This is a genomic window from Streptosporangium sp. NPDC002607, from assembly GCF_053592655.1.
In genome coordinates, this window is sequence record NZ_JBSFWD010000072.1 from 1 (window position 1) to 19,359 (window position 19,359).

The following is a 19,359-nucleotide window of genomic DNA, read 5'->3' on the forward strand; positions in this document are numbered from 1 at the left end:
CTCCCGATGTCGCCCGCCCGCGCGGGTGTTGGGGGGGGCCGGCCCCCCCCCGCCACCCCCTGCCGTGACATCCCTTCCCGGGTTGACCTGTAGCCTCCAGGTGACAAATATGAATGTATTCATTCATTCTTGATGGGGAGGTCCGGGCATGACCGGCAGCCGGGTTGTGCGCGCGCCGCGCGGTACCACGCTCACCGCCAAGGGATGGCCGCAGGAGGCGGCGCTTCGCATGATCCAGAACAATCTGGATCCCGAGGTGGCCGAGCATCCGGAACAGCTCGTCGTCTACGGCGGCTCGGGCAAGGCCGCCCGCGACTGGCGCTCCTTCGACGCGATCACTCGCACCCTGACCAGCTTGGAGGGCGACGAGACGCTGCTGGTGCAGTCCGGCCGTCCCGTCGGCGTGTTCCGCACCCACGAGTGGGCTCCACGGGTGCTCATCGCCAACTCCAACCTGGTGCCCGACTGGGCCGACTGGGAGGAGTTCCGGCGCCTGGAGGCCGCCGGACTGACCATGTACGGGCAGATGACGGCGGGCTCCTGGATCTACATCGGCACCCAGGGCATCCTGCAGGGCACCTACGAGACCTTCGGCGCCGTGGCCGCCAAGCGGTTCGGCGGGAGCCTCGCGGGGACGATCACGCTGACCGCCGGGCTCGGCGGCATGGGCGGCGCGCAGCCGCTGGCCGTGACCATGAACGGCGGCGTGGTGATCTGCGTCGACTGCGACCCCAGGTCGATCGACCGGCGGATCGAGCACCGCTACCTGGACGTCCGCGCCGCCGACCTCGACGAGGCGCTGCGCCTGGCGTACGAGGCCCGCGACCAGCGCAGGCCGTTGAGCATCGGGGTCGAGGGCAACGCGGCCGAGATCGTGCCCGAACTGCTCCGCAGGGGCGCCGAGATCGATGTCGTCACCGACCAGACCTCCGCCCACGACCCGCTGATGTACCTGCCGATCGGCGTGGCCTTCGAGGACATGGCCGACGAACGGGAGAAGGACCCGGCGGGCTTCACCCGCAGGGCCCGCGAGGCCATGGCCAGGCACGTGGAGGCCATGGTCGGCTTCCAGGACGCCGGAGCCGAGGTCTTCGACTACGGCAACTCGATCCGGGGCGAGGCCCGGCTGGCGGGTTACGGCCGCGCGTTCGACTTCCCCGGTTTCGTGCCCGCCTACATCCGGCCGCTGTTCTGCGAGGGCAAGGGCCCGTTCCGCTGGGCCGCGCTCTCCGGCTCCCCCTCCGACATCGCCAAGACCGACCGCGCGATCCTGGAGCTCTTCCCTGACAACGAGCCGCTCGCCAGGTGGATCCGGCTGGCCGGGGAGAAGGTCCACTTCCAGGGCCTGCCCGCCCGTATCTGCTGGCTCGGATACGGGGAGCGCCACCTGGCCGGGGAGCGGTTCAACGACATGGTGGCCTCGGGGGAGATCGAGGCTCCGCTGGTGATCGGCCGCGACCACCTCGACTGCGGCAGTGTGGCGAGCCCGTACCGGGAGACCGAGGGCATGGCCGACGGCTCCGACGCGATCGCCGACTGGCCGCTGCTGAACGCCATGCTCAACGTCGCCTCCGGTGCCGCGTGGGTCTCCATCCACCACGGCGGCGGCGTCGGCATCGGCCGCTCCATCCACGCCGGCCAGGTCACCGTCGCCGACGGCACCAGGCTCGGTGCCGAGAAGCTCAACCGGGTGCTCACCAACGACCCGGGCATGGGGGTCATCCGTCACGCCGACGCCGGCTACGACGAGGCCGTCGCCGTGGCCGAGGAGCGAGACGTCCGCATCCCGATGCGCGAATCCTGACCGGAGGCGCGGGTCCCGGCCGGACGCTCGGGCTCCGGCCGGGGCGCGCCGGCCCTGATCGGGAGGTACCCGCACCGATCCGCCTACCGTGTCCCGATCCCGGGGGTGAATCCTGCCGGCGCCGCTCACTCCCGCCCCGCCCGGGTGTATGAACTACAGCGGGGCGGGGTGGGGAGGGGAATGCTCGTGGAGTGTCGAGCGGTTGGAGAGGGCGTGGGGGACGGACTCGATCAGCTTCTGGAGGGGCGGCGGCTGTCGCCGGTGCAGCGGCGGATCGCGCGCTACCTGGGCGACCACCTGTCCGAGGCCATCTTCCTGTCCAGCGTGGAGCTGGCCGAGCGGGCGGGGGTCAGCCAGCCGTCGGTGACGAGGTTCGCGATGGTGCTCGGTTTCACGGGATATCCCGAGCTCAGACAGGCGCTGCGGCCCCTCGTCGTGGGTGGGCGGAGGCCGTCGCGGGCCAACGACCTGCAGGCGGCCATAGATGTGGAGATCGACAACCTGCGGAGCGTACGCGACGCGCTGGGCGACCCCTCCGACATCTCGGAGCTGGGCGCCAAGCTGGCGGGATGCGAGCCTCTGCCGGTGGTGGGCCTGCGGGTGTCCAGCGGGCTGGCCACCACGTTCGCCTACTTCGCGCGCCGGATCCACCCTGACGTCCGCCTGCTGACCCACGGCGGTTCCGAGCTGGCCGACGGCCTGTACGCGGCGCGCCGCGCGGGGGCGAGCTGGCTGGTCGCGGTGATCCTGCCCCGCTACCCGGCCGAGGCCCTGCAGGCGCTGCGTGGCGCCCGGGACCTGGGCCTGCGTACGGCGGTGATCACCGACCGGCGGGACGTGCCCTTCGAGGCCGACGCGGTCCTGGCCGCCCCCGTCGGCGAACGGCTGGTCTTCGACTCGCACGCGGCGCCACTGGCCCTGGCCATGGTGCTGGTGGAGGCCATGGCGGACGCGGCGCCGCTGCGCACGCAGGCCCGGCTGGAGGAGTACGAACGGATGACCGACCAGGCGGGGGTCTTCACCGAACGGTTCGGCTGATCCGGATAGGGTGATCGACATGCTCGTACGTCCGACCGCACTGGTCACCGGTGCCTCGCGAGGGGTCGGTGCCGCGATCGCCCGCGCCCTGGCCCCCACCCATGACCTGCTGCTCGGCGGCCGCGACCCCGAGGCGCTGGCCGAGATGGCCTCCGCCCTGCCCGGCGCGCGGCCCTGGCCGGTGGAGCTCACCACCGTCACGGAGGCCGACGTCGCCGCCGTCGACCGGCTCGACGTGCTGGTGCACAACGCGGGCGTGCTGCACCTGGGGCGGGTGGAGGAGACCCCGGCCGAGGCGTGGCGGCACACCATGGAGGTCAACGTGATCGCGGTGGTCGAGCTGACCCGGCTGCTGCTGCCCGCCCTGCGCGCGGGGCGCGGTCACGTGGTGCTGATCAACTCCGGCTCCGGACAGCGGGCCGGCGCTGGTTGGGGCTCCTACTCGGCGAGCAAGTTCGCGCTGCGCGCCTTCGCCGACGCGCTCCGCCTGGAGGAGCCGGAGCTTCAAGTGACGACGATCTACCCCGGACGGGTCGACACCGACATGCAGCGTGAGGTACGGGTCCGGGAGGGCGGTCCCTACCAGCCGGAGAGGTACCTGAACGCGGACTCGGTGGCCAGGGTGGTGCAGGCGGCCCTGACCGCGTCACCCGACGCCCACGTCACCGAGATCACCGTTCGTCCCGCCGCAGGCCCCCTGAACTGAGGGCGCGGCCGTGGGCCGTACGGCTTCTCGCCCGGCGAGGCGGAGCGGCTCCGTGGGACAGGGAACCGGGTGAAGGTGCGGCGGACTCGCCAATGAATGGGATCATTCACATAATGGGAGGGTGTTCGACGAGATGTGGGGTGCCATCGAGCACCTCGGACGTGATGGCCGGACCCGGGGCTACCTGCGAGACGCGTGGTCGCCGGCGGATCTGGAGCTTCGGCGCTGGTTCGGACAGGAGGCGGCCAGGCGCGGCCTCGACCTGAGGGAGGACCGCAACGGCAATCTGTGGGCCTGGTGGGGTGACCCGTCGGTGCGGCCGGGCGTGGTCACCGGCAGCCACCTCGACTCGGTACGGCAGGGCGGCGCCTTCGACGGCCCCCTGGGAGTCGTGTCGGCCTTCGCTGCCCTCGACCTGCTGCGGGCCAGGGACTTCCGGCCCGCGCGCCCCCTGGGGATCGCCTGCTTCAGCGACGAGGAGGGCGCCAGGTTCGGCGTCCCGTGCGTCGGCTCCCGCCTGCTGACCGGAATCCTGGACCCGGACAGGGCGCGCGCCCTGACCGACGACGAGGGCGACTCGCTGGCCGAGGTACTGCGCGGGGCCGGGCGCGACCCGGGCGCCCTGGGCCGGGACGAGGAGACCCTGCGGCATGTCGGGGTCTTCGTCGAGCTCCATGTCGAGCAGGGCAAGGACCTGGTCCACCGGGACGCGCCGGTCGGCGTCGCCTCGGCCATCTGGCCGCACGGCCGCTGGCGGTTCGACTTCCACGGCCAGGCCAACCACGCCGGCACCACCAGGCTGGCCGACCGCGACGACCCGATGCTGCCCTTCGCCCGTACCGTGCTCCACGCCCGCCAGGCCGCCGAGCGCGGCGGCGTGGTCGCCACCTTCGGCAGGACGCGCGTGTCGCCCAACAACGCCAACGCCATCCCCGGACTGGTCAGCGCCTGGCTGGATGCCAGGGGCGGGGACGAGGACGCGGTCAGGGCGCTGGTCGCCGAGCTGACCGAGTTCTCCGGTGCCGAGGTCACCGTCGAGTCGTGGACCCCGGTCGTCGACTTCGACGCGGTCCTGCGCGAGCGGGTCGCCGCCGCCGCCGGGGGCGCCCCCGTCCTGCCGACCGGGGCCGGACACGACGCGGGCATTCTCGCGTCCGCGGGCGTGCCCAGCGCGATGGTGTTCGTCCGCAATCCGACGGGCATCTCTCACTCTCCGGACGAACACGCGGAGACGGCCGACTGCCACGCGGGGGTCACCGTCCTCGCCGCAGCCTTGGAGGACCTGTGCGCGAGCTGAACTACTGGTGCGAGCTGGCCTGGCTGCCACCGGGCGAGGCCGTCGCGGGAGTGCTCGTCAGGGTCCACGACACGGTGATCTCCGAGATCGTCACCGGTGTGGCGACCCCGCCCGGCGGAGCCGTCCGGCTGGCCGGGCTGACCATCCCCGGCCTGGCCAACGCGCACTCCCACGCCTTCCACCGCGCCCTGCGCGGGGTGACGCAACGGGAGAAGGGCAGTTTCTGGACCTGGCGCGAGCAGATGTACGAGGTGGCGGAGACCCTCGACCCCGACTCCTATCTCAGACTCGCCAGGGCCGCGTTCGCCGAGATGGCGCTGGCCGGCATCACCTGTGTCGGGGAGTTCCACTACCTGCACCACGGTCCGGGCGGCAGGCGCTACGACGACCCGAACACCATGGGCCATGTGCTCGTCCAGGCGGCGCGCGAGGCGGGGCTGCGCATCGCGCTGCTGGACGCCTGTTACCTGACCGGTGGCGTCGGCACCCCGCTGAGCGGTGTCCAGCTGCGGTTCGGTGACGGCGACGCCGACGGGTGGGCGGCACGGGCGGAGGCGCTCACGACCCACTACCGGGGCGATCCGGACGTGGAGGTCGGTGTGGCCGTGCACTCGGTCCGTGCGGTCAGGCCCGAGCAGATCCCCGTGGTCGCCGAGTTCTCCCGCCACCACGCGGTCCCGCTCCACGCCCATGTCTCCGAGCAACGGGCGGAGAACACCGCCTGCGTGGAGGCGTACTCCGCGAGCCCGGTCCAGCTGCTGGAGGCGCACGGCGCGCTCGGCCCCCGCTCGACCGCCGTGCACGCCACACACCTGTCGGACGTGGACGTCGCGCTGCTCGGCGGCTCCGGCACGCGCGTGTGCATGTGCCCCACGACCGAGCGCGACCTCGCCGACGGCATCGGGCCGGCCAGGGTGCTGTTCGACGCGGGGTCGCCCATCACGCTCGGCTCGGACAGTCACGCGGTCGTCGACCTGTTCGAGGAGGCCCGCGCGGTCGAACTGGACGAGCGGCTGGCCACCGAGCGGCGCGGTCACTGGTCGGCCGCCGAGCTCCTGCACGCCGCCACGGCGGCGGGACACGACTCGCTCGGCTTCGCCTGCGCGGGCATGCTCGTCCCCGGCGCGTGGGCCGACCTGGTGTCGGTGCGCCTGGACTCGGTCCGTACGGCGGGCGCCTCCCCGGCGCACCTGGCCGAGACCGTCGTGTTCGCCGCCACGGCCGCCGACGTGCACTCCGTGGTGTCGGGGGGCCGCCGCGTGGTCACCGAGGGCAGGCACGTACTCGGTGACGTGGGCGGCATGCTCACCCAGGCGATCATCGAGGCACGAGCGGGGAGATCGGTATGACGAGCGAGGACCGGCAGGTGAGGAGCACCCTCTTCGATCGCATCGGACTGCTCTACACGGGCGATCCGGCGCGGGAGGAGATCGAGGACGCGGCACTGGTGGTGCAGGACGGCGAGGTGGTGTGGGCGGGGCCCGCCGGTGCGGCTCCCTGCGCCGACGAGCGGGTGGACGTGGACGGGCGCTGCGTGATCCCTGGGTTCGTCGACAGCCACGCCCACCTCGTCTTCGCGGGCGACCGCACGGCCGAGTTCGCCGCCCGCATGGCGGGCCTGCCCTACACGGCCGGTGGCATCCGCACCACGGTGTCGGCCACCCGCGCCGCCTCCGACGCCGAACTCGTGACGCTCACCGCCGCCCTGGTCTCGGAGATGCTCGCCCAGGGGACGACCACGGTGGAGATCAAGAGTGGTTACGGCCTCACGGTCGAGGATGAGCGCAGGTCCCTGGAGATCGCGCGGGGGTTCACCGAGGAGACCACCTACCTGGGTGCGCACGTGGTGCCCCCCGACGCCTCCTCGGCCGACGAGTACGTCCGCACGGTCACCGGGGAGATGCTGGAGGCCTGCGCGCCGCACGCCCGGTGGGTCGACGTGTTCTGCGAGCGCGGCGCCTTCGACGCCGACCAGAGCAGGGAGATCCTCCTCGCCGGGATGAAGGCGGGACTGCTGCCGAGGATCCACGCCAACCAGCTGGGCGCGGGTCCCGGGGCACGGATCGCCGCCGAGGTGGGTGCGGCCTCCGCCGACCACTGCACCCATCTGAGTGACGACGACGTCTCGGCGCTGTCGTCGGCGGGAGTGGTGGCCACCCTGCTGCCCGGCGCGGAGTTCTCCACCCGCTCGCCCTACCCGGACGCCCGCCGCCTGCTGGACGCCGGGGTGACGGTCGCGCTGGCCACCGACTGCAACCCGGGCTCCTCCTTCACCTCCTCGATGCCCTTCTGCGTGGCGTTGGCGGTCCGCGAGATGCGGATGACGCCGCTGGAGGCGATCAGGGCGGCCACCTACGGCGGGGCCAGGGCGTTGCGCCGCGGGGACGTCGGCACGCTGCGCGTGGGAACCAGGGGGAATCTGGTGATCCTGGACGCCCCGACGTACGTCCATCTCGCCTACCGGCCGGGGGTGCCGCTGGTGACACAGGTGTGGAAGGAGGGACGCCGTCTGGTTTAGCCCTCTTTGCCGGGGGCAGTCGCGGGCCTTGTCGCGGCGTCGGGAGGCATCCTCCCTGAGGAGGAGTTCAGAACCATTCTCCAGGCGTACTTCTTGAGGGAATCTTTGCCCTGATCCAGCCGTTGAAAAGTCAAGCGACGTGTCCGCGCGCATGGGGCGTTGAGCGAGCGGGTGGACACGTCATAAGCAGCCGGAGCGAGGTGCCATCGAATGGCAAGGCCGACGGGGAATCGGACGCAGGATCAGCATGTCTCTGACAGGGACCTGCTCGGAACCTACCTGGCAGAGATTGGAAGGGTGCCCCTGCTCACCGCGGAGGAAGAGGTGGAACTCGCCAAGCGGATCGAGGCGGGTCTCTTCGCTGAGCAGTTGCTGGACGGCGGGTTGACGGAGCCGCGGATCGCGGACGCCGCCGATGAGGAGCTTGAGCGTTTGGCCGTTTCCGGACGAAGGGCCAAGGATGAATTCATCCAGGCCAATCTACGTCTTGTGGTGGCCGTTGCGCGCAAATATTCAGGGCGGGGAATGCCGCTGATCGATCTGGTTCAGGAGGGAAACCTGGGGTTGGTTCGCGCGGTTGAGAAGTTCGACTACCGGCGCGGCTACAAGTTCTCGACTTATGCCACCTGGTGGATCCGGCAGTCCGTGGGGCGCGCCATCCACGAGCAGGCCCGGCCGGTCCGCCTGCCCACCCACGCGGGTGAGCAGATGACCAGGCTGATGCGGGTCCGCCGGGACATGCTGGCCGAGTTCGACGCCGAGCCGACCGACGCCGACCTGGCGGCGGTACTCGAACTGCCCATCGAGCGGGTCCGCGAGCTCCGCCGCTGGGCCTCCGACCCCGTCTCCCTGCAACTGGGCGTGGGCGACGAGGACGAGACCGAACTCGGCGACATGATCGCCGACGACACGTGGGCCGATCCCGAGCAGCAGGCGATGGACGTCCTTGAGCGCGAGCGTCTGGAGGAGTGGCTGACGGGGCTGGAGGGGCAGACCCGCGAGATGCTCCGCTGGCGCTACGGCCTGATGGACGGCCGCGAGCACACGCTGACCGAGGTCGGCGAGCGCTACGGCATCGGCAGGGACCGCGCCCGCCGCATTGAGCGCGACGCCCTGGCCCGGCTGCGGAAGATGGCCACGGCGGCCTGAGCCGTCTGCGATCCGGCACGCTCCCTGTGGGGCGTGCCGGATCGTTTTTCTGGGTGTGTTCTGGCTTTGTGCCCGTTGCGGGTGCTCTGGCTCTGTGCCTGCTGCGGTGCTTTGGCTCTGTGTTCGCTGCGGTGGGCGGGCGTTCCGGGCGGCCGTCTCAGCTGCTGTCCCGTGGTTCAGGCCTCCGGCCTGCCCGGGCGCTGTGGTTGCGGGCCTTTTTAAGCCGCCCGGAACGCCCGCCCACCTCCGCTGCACGCCGTCTCGCCGTACGGCGTGCGGGCCGTAGCGGGTTTTTTCCGGCCGTCCGGTGTTCTGTGTGCGGCTGAAGCGATCTTCGCGGGACCGTTCGGGTGAGGCGCCGTAGCTGAAGCGCCACTACGGGAAGGAGCGCAGGGCTGGGCCGAGGGCGCGTGGGGGCGGGGCCGGGCCGAGGGCGCGTGGGGCTGGGCCGAGGCGGGGGCGGGGCGGTTTCATGGGGGTTGAGGGGGGATCGGGCTCACACCGGGTGGCCGGCGGCTGGGGTTCGCCGTGCGCTCCTTTCGAAAGCGACGCTTCAGCTACGGCGATTCGCGCTGAGCGATCTCGTACGGATTGCTTCAGCCGCGCAGGGGCCATTGGGCGGTCCGAGAGTGAGCGACTACGGCTCGCAGTCCGTACGGCGGGAGCCTGTCAAGCGGAGGTGGGCGGGTGGTCCGGCCGGCGTGAAAAGAGTCCGTAACCACAGCGCCCGAGCAGGCCGGAGGCCTGGATCACCAGACAGCGAGTGAGATGGCCGGCCGGACCACCCGCCCACCGCGGCGTGAACGGCGGCAGGAGATCGCACGGCGTGACGGCGGCGGGGATCGTGGTGGGAGCGATCAGTTCGTTCCTTCGCCGGGCAGGGAGTACGGCTCAACGTATTCGTCCGGATGAGGGGACATGACGGGCGTGGCGGCGGTCATGCGCGTGGTCATCGGCGGCCCTCCGAAGGCCCGGGTGGTTGCCCACCTGGGCATCTTTTGGGTCATTGATAAGTCGAGGCATGCCCGGTCCGAAACTCGATGGAAACATCGTGTGGCCGAGATTCACAGATGTGAAACACGCAGGGTCGCGCCTTGAAACGGCGGAAGAACACGCTGTGGCGCAACGTCAGTGCGCGGCCGGTCGACGGAGCCCTGGAAGCGTCCACTGCATGTGAAACCGGCAAAACGCCAATTGGAAGGAGGGTCGCTTCGCATGGAGATCGATAGCGGCTCCACAGCCTGGATGCTCGCGAGCACCGCACTCGTTCTGCTCATGACGCCAGGTCTCGCTTTCTTCTACGGGGGCATGACCAGGGCGAAGAGCGTTCTCAACATGATGATGATGTCGTGGGTCAGCATCATCGTCGTAACGATCGCCTGGGTTCTCTACGGTCACTCGCTGGCCTTCGACGCCGTCGGGGACGGCTCTGGATTCCTCAACAAGATCATTGGCGGGCTCGACAACATCGGGTTGAGTGGCCTGGTCGAGACGGCGACCAAGGATGACGGCACCGGTATGCCGAGTCTGGTCTTCTCGACGTTCCAGATGACTTTCGCCATCATTACGGTCGCGCTGATCAGCGGCGCGCTCGCCGACCGAGTCAAGTTCGGCGCCTGGGTGGTCTTCGCCCTCGTCTGGGCGACCGTCGTCTACTTCCCCGTGGCCCACTGGGTGTGGGGCGGCGGCTGGCTGAGCACCCTCGGCATCGAGGACTTCGCCGGAGGCACCGTCGTCCACATCAACGCCGGTGCCGCGGCCCTGGCGGTCGCGCTCGTGATCGGCAAGCGTGTCGGCTGGCGCAAGGACCCGATGCGGCCGCACAACCTCACGCTCGTCCTTCTCGGCGCGGGCCTGCTCTGGTTCGGCTGGTTCGGCTTCAACGCGGGCTCCGAGCTCGCCGTCGACGGCACGACCGGCCTGGCGTTCATGAACACCCAGATCGCCACCGCGGTCGCGGCCGGCGCCTGGATCCTCGTCGAGAAGCTCCGCGACGGCCACTCCACCACCCTCGGTGTCGCCTCCGGTGCGGTCTCCGGCCTGGTCGCCATCACCCCGGCCTGTGGTTTCGTCGACCCCTGGGCGGCGTTCGTGATCGGCGCGCTCGCCGGTGTCGCCTGTGCCTACGCGGTCGGCCTGAAGTACAAGCTCGGCTACGACGACTCCCTCGACGTGGTCGGCGTTCACATGGTCGGCGGTGTCGTGGGTGCGGTGGCGCTGGGCTTCGTCGCCGCCTACCCGTTCGCCGACGGTCAGGAGAAGGGCCTCTTCTACGGCGGTCCGATCTCCCAGCTCGGCGTGCAGGTGCTCGGTCCCGTCGCGGTCGGCGTCTACTCCTTCGTCGTCTCCTGGATCATCGCGAAGATCATCGACAAGACGATGGGCTTCCGCATCACCCAGGAGCAGGAGATCGCCGGCGTCGACATCACCACCCACGCCGAGACCGGTTACGACCTCGGCACCATCCACTCCTCGGGTGTCGCGGCCGTCAACGGTCCGGTTTCCACCCCGGCGTCTAAGAAGGTGGACGCATGAGACTCATCACCGCGATCATCAAACCGTTCAAACTGGACGATGTGAAGGCGGCCCTGGAGCAGTTCGGGGTCAAGGGCATGACGGTCAGCGAGGCCAGCGGCTACGGCCGCCAGCGCGGCCACACCGAGGTCTACCGGGGTGCCGAGTACCAGGTCGACCTGGTGCCCAAGGTCCGCCTCGAAGTGCTCACCGAGGAGGACGACGCCGAGGACGTCATCGACGTCATCGTCAAGGCCGCGCAGACCGGCAAGATCGGCGACGGCAAGGTCTGGTCCGTTCCTGTGGACACGGTGATCCGCGTCCGCACCGGGGAACGCGGACCTGAGGCGCTCTAACCGGTGAGAGGCGACACTCGCTCGTACGCCGCGGCCCGTAAGGAACGGGCCGCGGACATCGACCGCTGGCTGACGGATCTGGTCAGGACCGCCTGCGGCACGCCGTACGGGCACAACGGGGGAATGACGAGAAACGACGAGCGCGGCGCCCTCAGCGGAGTCGCGCTCGTCGCGGTTGGGAGTCTGGGCCGCTCGGAGCTCGCGCCGGGCAGTGACCTTGACCTGGTCCTGCTCCACGACGGACGAGATGATGTGGCGCGTATCGCCGACCGCATCTGGTATCCGATCTGGGACTCCGGGATCGGCCTCGACCATTCGGTGCGGACCGTGGACGAGGCGGCGAGGGTGGCCAGGGAGGACCTCAAGGCGGTCCTCGGGCTGATCCAGGCCCGGCACGTGGCGGGAGACCAGGAGCTGACGCGGTCGGCACGCGAGGTCGTGCTCGCCGAGTGGCGGGCCGACTCCCGGCGCCGCCTGGGCGAGCTGCGCGATGCCGCGGACAAGCGGGCGGAGGCGAGCGGGGAGCTGGCGTTCCTGCTCGAACCCGACATCAAGGACTCCCGCGGTGGCATCCGTGACGTGCAGGCGATGCAGGCCGTGGCGGCGGCCTGGGTCGCCTCGGCTCCCGGCCCGCGAGTCCGCGAGGCCTACGAGCTGCTGCTCGACATCCGGCACGGCCTGCACCTGGTGACCGCCCGAGGTGCCGACCGGCTGGTGCTCCAGGAGCAGGACGCAGTCGCCGGGATTCTCGGCCTGCTCGACGCCGAGGCGCTGATGCGCAGGCTCGCCGAGGCCGCCAGGACCATCGGGCACGCCTTCGACGCCACCTGGCGGACCGTCGACCGGCTGCTGACCGGTCCCACCCCCCGTGGCCGCCGCCCGCTCGCCGACGGCGTCGTCGAGCACGGCGGAGAGGTCGTGCTGGCCCGCGGGGTCAACCCCCGCAAGGACCCGACCCTCGTGCTGCGCGCCGCCGCCGCGGCGGCCGAAGCGGGGCTGCCGCTGGCGCCCGCCACGGTCAGCACGCTGGCAGCCCAGTCGCCGCCACTCCCCGTGCCCTGGCCGGACGAGGCACGCGATGCCCTGGTGGCCCTGCTGGGCGCCGGGCGTGCGGCCGTGCCGGTCTGGGAGGAGCTGGACCAGGCGGGGATGCTGGTCCGCCTGCTGCCCGACTGGGAGCGGGTGCGACACCGCCCGCAGCGCAACCCGGTGCACCGCTACACGGTCGACCGGCACCTGATCGAGGCCGCCGCCGGGGCCGCCTCGTTCACCCGTGAGGTCTCCCGGCCCGACCTGCTGCTCATATCGGCGCTTCTGCACGACATCGGTAAGGGATACCCCGGCGACCACTCCACCACCGGCGCCGTCGTCGCCCGCGACATCGGGACCCGGATGGGCCTGCCTCCGGCGGACGTCGACACCCTGGAGACCGTGGTCCGCCATCACCTCCTGCTGCCCGAGACGGCCACCCGCCGCGACCTGGACGACCCGGTGACCATCTCCCGGGTGGCCGAGGCCGTCGGTACGCGCGAGGTCCTCGAACTGCTGGCGGCCCTCGCCGTGGCCGACGGCCACGCCACCGGGCCCGCCGCCTGGAACTCGTGGAAGGCCTCACTGGTCACCGATCTGGTACGCCGGGTCCGTTCGGCGCTCTCCGGCACTCCGCTGCGGCCCGCGCCCTCGCTCTCGGTGGAGCAGGCGTCCCTGGCCCGACACGGCGGAGGCGCCGTGCGGATCAACGGGGGAGCGGTCACCGTGGTCGCGCCGGACCGCGCCGGGCTGCTCTGGCGTGCGGCCGGGGTGCTGGCCGCGCATCGGATGGTGGTCCGGGCCGCGTCGGCGGCCTCGGCGGGGGCGACCGCCGTGATCGAGTTCTCGGTCGTTCCCGAGTACGGCTCGCCGCCCGACCCCGCGACGCTGGAGGCCGACCTGCGGCTGGTCCTGGCCGGCCGCCTCGACATCGAGCAGCGCCTCGCCAGGAGGAGCAGGTCGATGCGCCCGGCCCGGGTGCCGGTGGCGCCGCCCAGGGTGAACCTGGTGGATGACGCGTCGAACACCGCGACGGTCATCGAGGTGCGCGCCCATGACCGTCCGGGACTTTTGTGGCGGATTGGTAGAGCGTTTGGTGAATGTGGCCTTGACGTACGGGCTGCCCGTGTGGAGACTCTCGGCGCAGAGGCGGTGGACGTCTTCTATGTGGTCGACAGAGCCGGCCGTCCGCTGACCGACGAGGTCCAGCGAGCTCAGATACGGGATCAGGTGCTGGCTGCCCTGCGGTAGCCGCGGATGATCGCCCCCTCGTCGCCTTCGTAACGATTAAAGGCGATATGTCGGTTTTGTCGATTCTTTCACGTGACCTTGTGGTCTGATGTTGTTCATCTGTGTCGTGATTGAGGGGTAGCGAGAGCTGTGGCGACGGCGACATCCGATAACGGGAGTGCTTCGGCACCCGACCGTGGCAAGCGGCCTGCCGCCCGGTTCGGCCTGAAGAACTGGCGTGTCCGTTCGCGTCTGACGGCTCTGATCCTGGTGCCGACCACAGTGGGTGTCGTGCTCGCGGGCACGCGCGTGGTGGCCTCCGTCGACAGCGTCGCCGGATACCAGCGGACCGCAGCCGCGGCGGAGTACTCCGGCGGTCTTCGGGATCTGGCCCAGGCGCTCGGGTTGGAACGTGACAGAGGTGCCTGGGCATCGTTCCAGCCTTCGGACAAGGGGTTGAAGGAGAGCGAGGAGGCCCAGCGGAAGGTGGTCGACGCACTGGCCAAGAAGGTGCTGGTGGAGGTCCAGGCGATCGACGACTCCTACGGCCCCCGAGCCGTCGAGGCGGCCAGGAGCGTCGCCTACCAGCTGGAAGGCCTTCCCGAGCTGCGCCGCCTGCCGGGCACGACCCGGGTGGAACGTTACAGCCACATGATCGCCCCGTTGCTCAAGCTCCACGAGGAGCTCACGCTGGTCAGCGACGATTCGGAGATCATCGGCAACACCCGCGCGCTCAGTGCCCTGGCGTACGCCAAGGAGGAGGTCTCCAAGCAGCGCGCCCGCCTGCTGGCCGGTTACTACGCGCCCTCGCTGATCAACCCGCAGGAGATCGAGAAGTTCATCGCCTCCCGTTCCCGGATGAACGAGTTCGAGGCGGACTTCAGCGTCGAGGCGAGCCCGGCCAACGGCCAGCTCCTCGCCAGCGCCATGATCGACGAGAGGGTGTACCGGGCCGAGCTGACCAAGTCCAGAGCGATCGTGCTCGCCGGCGACCCCCGGCACACCGGACGGCTGCTGTCGGGTTCCGACGATGTCAAGCAGTGGTTCTCGGACAACACCGCGGTCCTCGACCTGATGCGGAAGGTCGAGACCAGGGTCGCCGATGACGTGGTCGCCAGGGCCCGGATGCTGGAGGACACCGAGCAGCGCAACGCGATCATCACGTCCGCCCTGATCCTGCTCCTGCTCCTGCTGGTGCTCGGCCTCACGGTGGTCATCGCCCGCTCGATGGTGACGCCGCTGCGCCGCCTGCGAGCCGAGGCGCTGGAGGTCGCGGGCTTCAGGCTTCCCGAGGTGGTGCAACGGCTACGGGTCTCCGGCGACACCAGGACACCCGAGATCGCCCCCATCCCGGTCGAGAGCACCGACGAGATCGGCGAGGTGGCCAAGGCCTTCGACGAGGTCCACCGGCAGGCCGTTCGCCTGGCCGCCGAGGAGTCCGAGCTCCGCTCCAACGTCAGCGCGATGTTCGTCAACCTGTCGCGTCGCACGCAGACCCTGGTCGAGCGGCAGATCTCGCTGATCGACGGCCTGGAGAAGGGCGAGGAGGACGGAAACCGCCTGGCCGACCTGTTCAGGCTCGACCACCTGGCCACCCGCATGCGGCGCAACTCCGAGAACCTCCTGGTCCTCGCCGGTCACGAGCCGCCCCGCAGGCGCAGCAAGCCGGCCAAGCTCGTCGACGTCGTGCGCGCCTCCCTGTCGGAGGTCGAGGACTACGATCGGGTCCAGGTCAGGGTGCACCGTACGATCTCGGTCGCGGGCAGCGCCGCCAACGACATCGTGCACCTGGTCGCCGAGCTGGTGGAGAACGCCATCCAGTTCTCCCCCCGGGCCAGCCGGGTCGTGGTCTCCAGCAGTGCGATCGAGGGCGGCGGCGCGCTGCTCGCGGTCAGCGACCCGGGTATCGGCATGACTCACGAGGAACTGGTCGAGGCGAACCGCAGGCTGGCGGAGCCGCCCGTGGTCGATGTCTCGGTGTCGCGGCGGATGGGCCTGTTCGTGGTCGGCCGCCTGGCCCTGCGGCACGGCATCCGGGTGCAGTTGCGCCCGCAGGAGGGCGGCGGCCTCGTCGCCATGGTGCTGCTCCCGCCGGAACTCGTCACTCATGAGGGCCAGCCGGTGCGGACCCCCTCCTGGGGTGCGGACTCCTGGGGGGCGGAGCAGGCGGCCTCGGGGGACTTCTCCGTCCAGGCGCCCATCGGTCGCCCGCCCGTCCAGCAACCCTCGTACGGGCAGGATTCGTTCGGGCAGAGTTCTTTCGGTCACAGCTCCTTTGGGCAGGGGTCGTTCGGGCAGGCGTCCACCCCGGACGCACCCTCGTTCGGCTCGACCTCGCTGCCCGGTGACCACTTCGCCGCGGAACGGCAGGCCTCCGCAGGTCAGGCGGACTCGTCCGGTGCTCCGGCAGGTGGCACGCCACTGCCCAAGCGCCAGGTCGGCGGGCTGAAAGGCGGCGGGGGTGTCCCCACCCAGGGATTCTCCTCATGGGGTGAGTCCTCATACGAGTACGAGTACGGGTACGAGAACCCGGCGGGGGCGATGCCCACGGCGGGCGTCTCCCCGCTCGAAGCCGAGCAGGAGGAGTACCTGCCCATCTTCGCCTCGGTCGAGTCGGCCTGGTTCCGCCGGGCGGAAGGTCCGGCGGAGGGCGGGGTGCCCGCGCCCCTTGCGCGGGCGAGCACGTCCGGCGAGCAGTCCACGCCACCGGCGGGTGTACCGGTCCACCAGGCGGCTCACGAGCCGGTCTCACCCTCGGTGGGAGCGGAGGCGGAGCGATCCGCGACGGCGGGCGACCCGGACGGCTGGAACACCCCGTCCGACGCCGGCTGGCGGGCCGCCCAGGCGGTGAGCGACCCCACCCTCGGCGGGATCACCGCCGCGGGTCTGCCCAAGCGCACTCCCCGGGCGAATCTCGTACCGGGCACGGCCGCTCCCACGCCGTCCGGCCCGGCGCCGTCCATGTCCCCGGACAGGGTGCGCAACCGTCTGACGAGTTTCCAGCAGGGGGTGCGACGAGGTCGCGCCGAAGTAGCCGACACCACTACCAGGAGCCTTACCGACAAGGAGGATGGCTCGTGACGACCCTGAGTCATGAGGCACGCAGGTTCGACTGGCTGATCACCGAGTTCGTCCGCGGCACGCCCGGTGTCGCGCACGCGGTGTGCGTCTCCGCCGACGGGCTGAGAATCGCCAGTTCGGAGGGATTTCCGGCCGACAGGGCCGACCAGCTCTCCGCGGTCGCCGCGGGTCTGCTCAGCCTGACCGTGGGGGCCTCCCGCGTGTTCGACGGAGGTACGGTCACCCAGACCGTGGTCGAGATGGAGCGCGGCCTGTTGCTGGTCATGGCGATCAGCGACGGTTCCGCGCTCGCCGTGCTGGCCTCCTCCGACTGCGACATGGGTCTGGTGGCGTACCAGATGACCCTGCTCGTCGAGCGGGCCGGTCAGGTGCTCACCCCCGCGCTCCGCGCCGAGCTACAGTCCCTTCGGGGTCGGTAGTGACCGGGGCCGTGCCGGGTTTGTTCAGGGGAGGGGTCAGTGCGGGGGATTGACGGAAGCGCGGACGACGAGCCGCTGTTCCGGCCGTACACCGTCACCGGTGGCAGGTCGGAGCCCCGTTTCCACCTGGCCATGGAGACGTTGGTCTCCTCTTCCTTCATCATGGAGGAGGACCTGGCTCTGCTCACCCCCGAGCAGGATGCGATCATCAGGCTCTGTCGCTCGTACCGCTCTGTGGCTGAGATCTCGGCTCTGCTGAAGGTCCCGCTCGGCGTGGCCCGCGTTCTGGTGGCGGATATGGTCGACGAGGGCTTCGTCCGCATCCATCAGCCGCGTCTTGATGAGGGACAACCGGATCTCAACATGCTCGAAAGGGTTCTCAGTGGACTTCGCAGGCTCTAGCCAGGGTGGCCTGACGTCAACGAAAATCGTTGTCGCGGGCGGGTTCGGTGTCGGCAAGACCACGTTCGTGGGGGCGGTGTCGGAAATCCTGCCGCTGACCACGGAGGCGGTGATGACCGACGCCAGCGCCGGGATCGACGACCTGGGGCTGACTCCGAACAAGACCACCACCACGGTCGCGATGGACTTCGGTCGTCTTTCGCTGGACCGCGACCTGATCCTGTATCTGTTCGGCACGCCCGGCCAGCACCGGTTCTGGTTCATGTGGGACGACCTGGTCCGCGGCGCGATCGGCGCGGTGGTCCTGATCGACACCCGGCGGCTGGCCGACGGCTTTCCGGCGATCGACTACTTCGAGGAGGCCAAGCTCCCCTTCCTGGTCGGCATCAACGGCTGGAACGGAGAGTTCCCGCACAACGAGGACGAGGTGCGCGAGGCTCTGACGCTGGCCCCGCACATCCCGGTCGTGCGGACCGACGCCCGCTCCCGGGACTCCGTCAAGGGCACGCTGATCACTCTGGTCGAGCACGTTCTGCGGGTCCGCGCGGCCTACGGCACGTCTGTGTAGCCCTCGCCGCATCCGGATGGGGTGGGAGGCGTCAGTCGGGTAGCCACTCCTTCCAGATGATCTTATTCGCGTCGATCCACTTCCGGGCCGCCCGGTCGGCGTCGAGGCCGTTCTCCGTCATGTCGTTCGCCACCGTGTTCTGCTGGTCGTTCGTCCAGGCGAAGTTCCTCACCAGCTCGTAGGCCCTGCCGCCGGTGTCGGCGAACCGCCTGCTCACGATCTTGTCGAGCAGGTAGGGCGGGTAGTCGCACTTCACCTTGGCGGGGTCGGTGTCGCAGCCGATCGCGTACGGCGGAAGATTGACCTTCACCAGCTTGATCTGGGTGAAGAGCCACTGCGGCTCGTAGAAGTACATCAGCAGCGGGGTGCGGTCGCGGGTCGCCCGTCTGGCGGCCTCGATCAGCGCTTTCTCGCTGCCCGCGTAGACGACCTTGTAGTCGAGGTCGAGATTGCGCACCAGAGCCTCGTCGTGCGTGACATATGAGGCGTCCCCGTCAAGAAGTTGACCCGAATTACCCGACTTGTCGGTTTTGAAGAGATGGGCGTACTTGTTGAGCTGTCGCCAGTCGGTGATGTCTGGATACTCGTCCACCATCCACTGTGGGACGTACCACCCGATGACACCCCTGCTGCCGTTTCTTCCCGCGGAGATCGCGACCTTTTTCTCCTCGATGTAGGTCTGCTTCTCCGCCTCCCGTCCCCAGTTCTCCACGATCACGTCCACCGTGCCCTTTTCGAGGCCCTCCCAGGACTGGGCCTCGTTGAGCTTGACCGTCTGCACCGGATAGCCGAGCTCCGCGGTCAGCAGCCGTCCGAGGACCGCGGCGCCGGCCTCGTAGCCCGCCCAGCCGTTGACGGCGATCCGCACCGGCCTGCCGTCGGCGGCCGGTGTGGACGGCCGCTCGCCCGTGCACGCGGTGAGCGGCAGGACCAGCGCGGTGACCGCACCGAGCGCCGCGACGCGGGTGAGCGTCGAGAGGCGGCCGAGTGCCGGAGGGCGGCTGGGTGGGCGCGGCCCGCGAACCTGGCTCGCGGCGTCGCCGGGTGTGGCCACGTTCTCCTCCAGGGCTCGTCACTCGGATCCGGTGAACCGGGGACGTGGTGGACTGCGGACGTAGGAGGTCACGATATGGGGTGACTGTCATGACTCACAATGTTGCGATCTTTCGGGGACGGCGCGCTTCCGTCCAGCGCCGCTGAACCGCCGAATGGAACGATGCAAGCGGCCAGGTAAGCCGGGAAATGCGT

15 protein-coding genes are annotated in these 19,359 nt (G+C 70.3%); 14 read left to right on the forward strand and 1 reads right to left on the reverse strand.

What is annotated here, in order from left to right; genetic code table 11:
• Positions 1-148: 148 nt before the first annotated feature.
• From hutU to ACWD3H_RS42805, 14 genes are all read left to right on the forward strand, one after another.
• The gene (gene hutU / locus ACWD3H_RS42740; RefSeq protein WP_451959090.1) at positions 149-1,804 is read left to right on the forward strand and encodes a urocanate hydratase; all 1,656 of its coding nucleotides are present in this window, start codon (positions 149-151) and stop codon (positions 1,802-1,804) included.
• 213 nt (positions 1,805-2,017) lie between these two features.
• Positions 2,018-2,842 (forward strand): MurR/RpiR family transcriptional regulator, encoded by an 825-nt coding sequence (locus tag ACWD3H_RS42745; RefSeq protein ID WP_350924876.1) that lies wholly within the window; start codon positions 2,018-2,020, stop codon positions 2,840-2,842.
• Positions 2,843-2,861: 19 nt separating this feature from the next.
• The gene (locus tag ACWD3H_RS42750; protein WP_451959091.1) at positions 2,862-3,548 is read left to right on the forward strand and encodes an SDR family oxidoreductase; all 687 of its coding nucleotides are present in this window, start codon (positions 2,862-2,864) and stop codon (positions 3,546-3,548) included.
• 133 nt (positions 3,549-3,681) lie between these two features.
• Positions 3,682-4,845 (forward strand): allantoate amidohydrolase, encoded by a 1,164-nt coding sequence (locus ACWD3H_RS42755; RefSeq protein WP_355560144.1) that lies wholly within the window; start codon positions 3,682-3,684, stop codon positions 4,843-4,845.
• On the forward strand, positions 4,833-6,194 hold the full coding sequence (locus ACWD3H_RS42760; protein ID WP_451959092.1) for a formimidoylglutamate deiminase: 1,362 nt from the start codon (positions 4,833-4,835) through the stop codon (positions 6,192-6,194). Before ACWD3H_RS42755 ends, ACWD3H_RS42760 begins: the two co-directional genes overlap by 13 nt.
• The gene (gene hutI / locus ACWD3H_RS42765) at positions 6,191-7,363 is read left to right on the forward strand and encodes an imidazolonepropionase (protein ID WP_350924891.1); all 1,173 of its coding nucleotides are present in this window, start codon (positions 6,191-6,193) and stop codon (positions 7,361-7,363) included. Before ACWD3H_RS42760 ends, hutI begins: the two co-directional genes overlap by 4 nt.
• 210 nt (positions 7,364-7,573) lie before the next feature.
• Positions 7,574-8,512: a sigma-70 family RNA polymerase sigma factor gene (locus tag ACWD3H_RS42770; protein ID WP_343972014.1), complete on the forward strand. Its 939-nt coding sequence runs from the start codon at positions 7,574-7,576 to the stop codon at positions 8,510-8,512.
• A gap of 1,215 nt (positions 8,513-9,727) precedes the next feature.
• A complete protein-coding gene (locus ACWD3H_RS42775; RefSeq protein ID WP_451959093.1) occupies positions 9,728-11,047 on the forward strand; it encodes an ammonium transporter in 1,320 nt (439 codons plus the stop codon).
• Entirely contained in the window at positions 11,044-11,382 is a 339-nt protein-coding gene (locus ACWD3H_RS42780) for a P-II family nitrogen regulator (protein WP_030906290.1), read from the forward strand. The genes ACWD3H_RS42775 and ACWD3H_RS42780 overlap by 4 nt, the downstream gene beginning before the upstream one ends.
• Positions 11,383-11,385: 3 nt before the next feature.
• The gene (locus ACWD3H_RS42785; RefSeq protein ID WP_350930327.1) at positions 11,386-13,662 is read left to right on the forward strand and encodes a [protein-PII] uridylyltransferase; all 2,277 of its coding nucleotides are present in this window, start codon (positions 11,386-11,388) and stop codon (positions 13,660-13,662) included.
• Positions 13,663-13,911: 249 nt separating this feature from the next.
• A complete protein-coding gene (locus ACWD3H_RS42790; protein ID WP_451959094.1) occupies positions 13,912-16,722 on the forward strand; it encodes a sensor histidine kinase in 2,811 nt (936 codons plus the stop codon).
• Positions 16,719-17,141 carry a roadblock/LC7 domain-containing protein gene (locus tag ACWD3H_RS42795; protein WP_451959095.1) on the forward strand — a complete coding sequence of 141 codons (423 nt, stop codon included), beginning with the start codon at positions 16,719-16,721 and terminating at the stop codon, positions 17,139-17,141. Before ACWD3H_RS42790 ends, ACWD3H_RS42795 begins: the two co-directional genes overlap by 4 nt.
• Positions 17,142-17,180: 39 nt before the next feature.
• Entirely contained in the window at positions 17,181-17,543 is a 363-nt protein-coding gene (locus tag ACWD3H_RS42800) for a DUF742 domain-containing protein (protein ID WP_451959096.1), read from the forward strand.
• A gap of 10 nt (positions 17,544-17,553) precedes the next feature.
• Positions 17,554-18,111: a GTP-binding protein gene (locus ACWD3H_RS42805; RefSeq protein WP_343972082.1), complete on the forward strand. Its 558-nt coding sequence runs from the start codon at positions 17,554-17,556 to the stop codon at positions 18,109-18,111.
• Positions 18,112-18,142: 31 nt separating this feature from the next.
• Here ACWD3H_RS42805 and ACWD3H_RS42810 read toward each other — a convergent pair whose 3' ends face one another.
• Entirely contained in the window at positions 18,143-19,165 is a 1,023-nt protein-coding gene (locus ACWD3H_RS42810) for an ABC transporter substrate-binding protein (protein ID WP_451959097.1), read from the reverse strand.
• Between the last annotated feature and the right edge of the window lie 194 nt (positions 19,166-19,359).

Bases quoted from the DNA above. Each gene is read 5' to 3' on its own strand.
- hutU (WP_451959090.1), top strand. From the start codon at position 149: ATGACCGGCAGCCGGGTTGTGCGCGCGCCGCGCGGTACCACGCTCACC.
- ACWD3H_RS42750 (WP_451959091.1), top strand. From the start codon at position 2,862: ATGCTCGTACGTCCGACCGCACTGGTCACCGGTGCCTCGCGAGGGGTC.
- ACWD3H_RS42755 (WP_355560144.1), top strand. From the start codon at position 3,682: ATGTGGGGTGCCATCGAGCACCTCGGACGTGATGGCCGGACCCGGGGC.
- hutI (WP_350924891.1), top strand. From the start codon at position 6,191: ATGACGAGCGAGGACCGGCAGGTGAGGAGCACCCTCTTCGATCGCATC.
- ACWD3H_RS42770 (WP_343972014.1), top strand. From the start codon at position 7,574: ATGGCAAGGCCGACGGGGAATCGGACGCAGGATCAGCATGTCTCTGAC.
- ACWD3H_RS42775 (WP_451959093.1), top strand. From the start codon at position 9,728: ATGGAGATCGATAGCGGCTCCACAGCCTGGATGCTCGCGAGCACCGCA.
- ACWD3H_RS42780 (WP_030906290.1), top strand. From the start codon at position 11,044: ATGAGACTCATCACCGCGATCATCAAACCGTTCAAACTGGACGATGTG.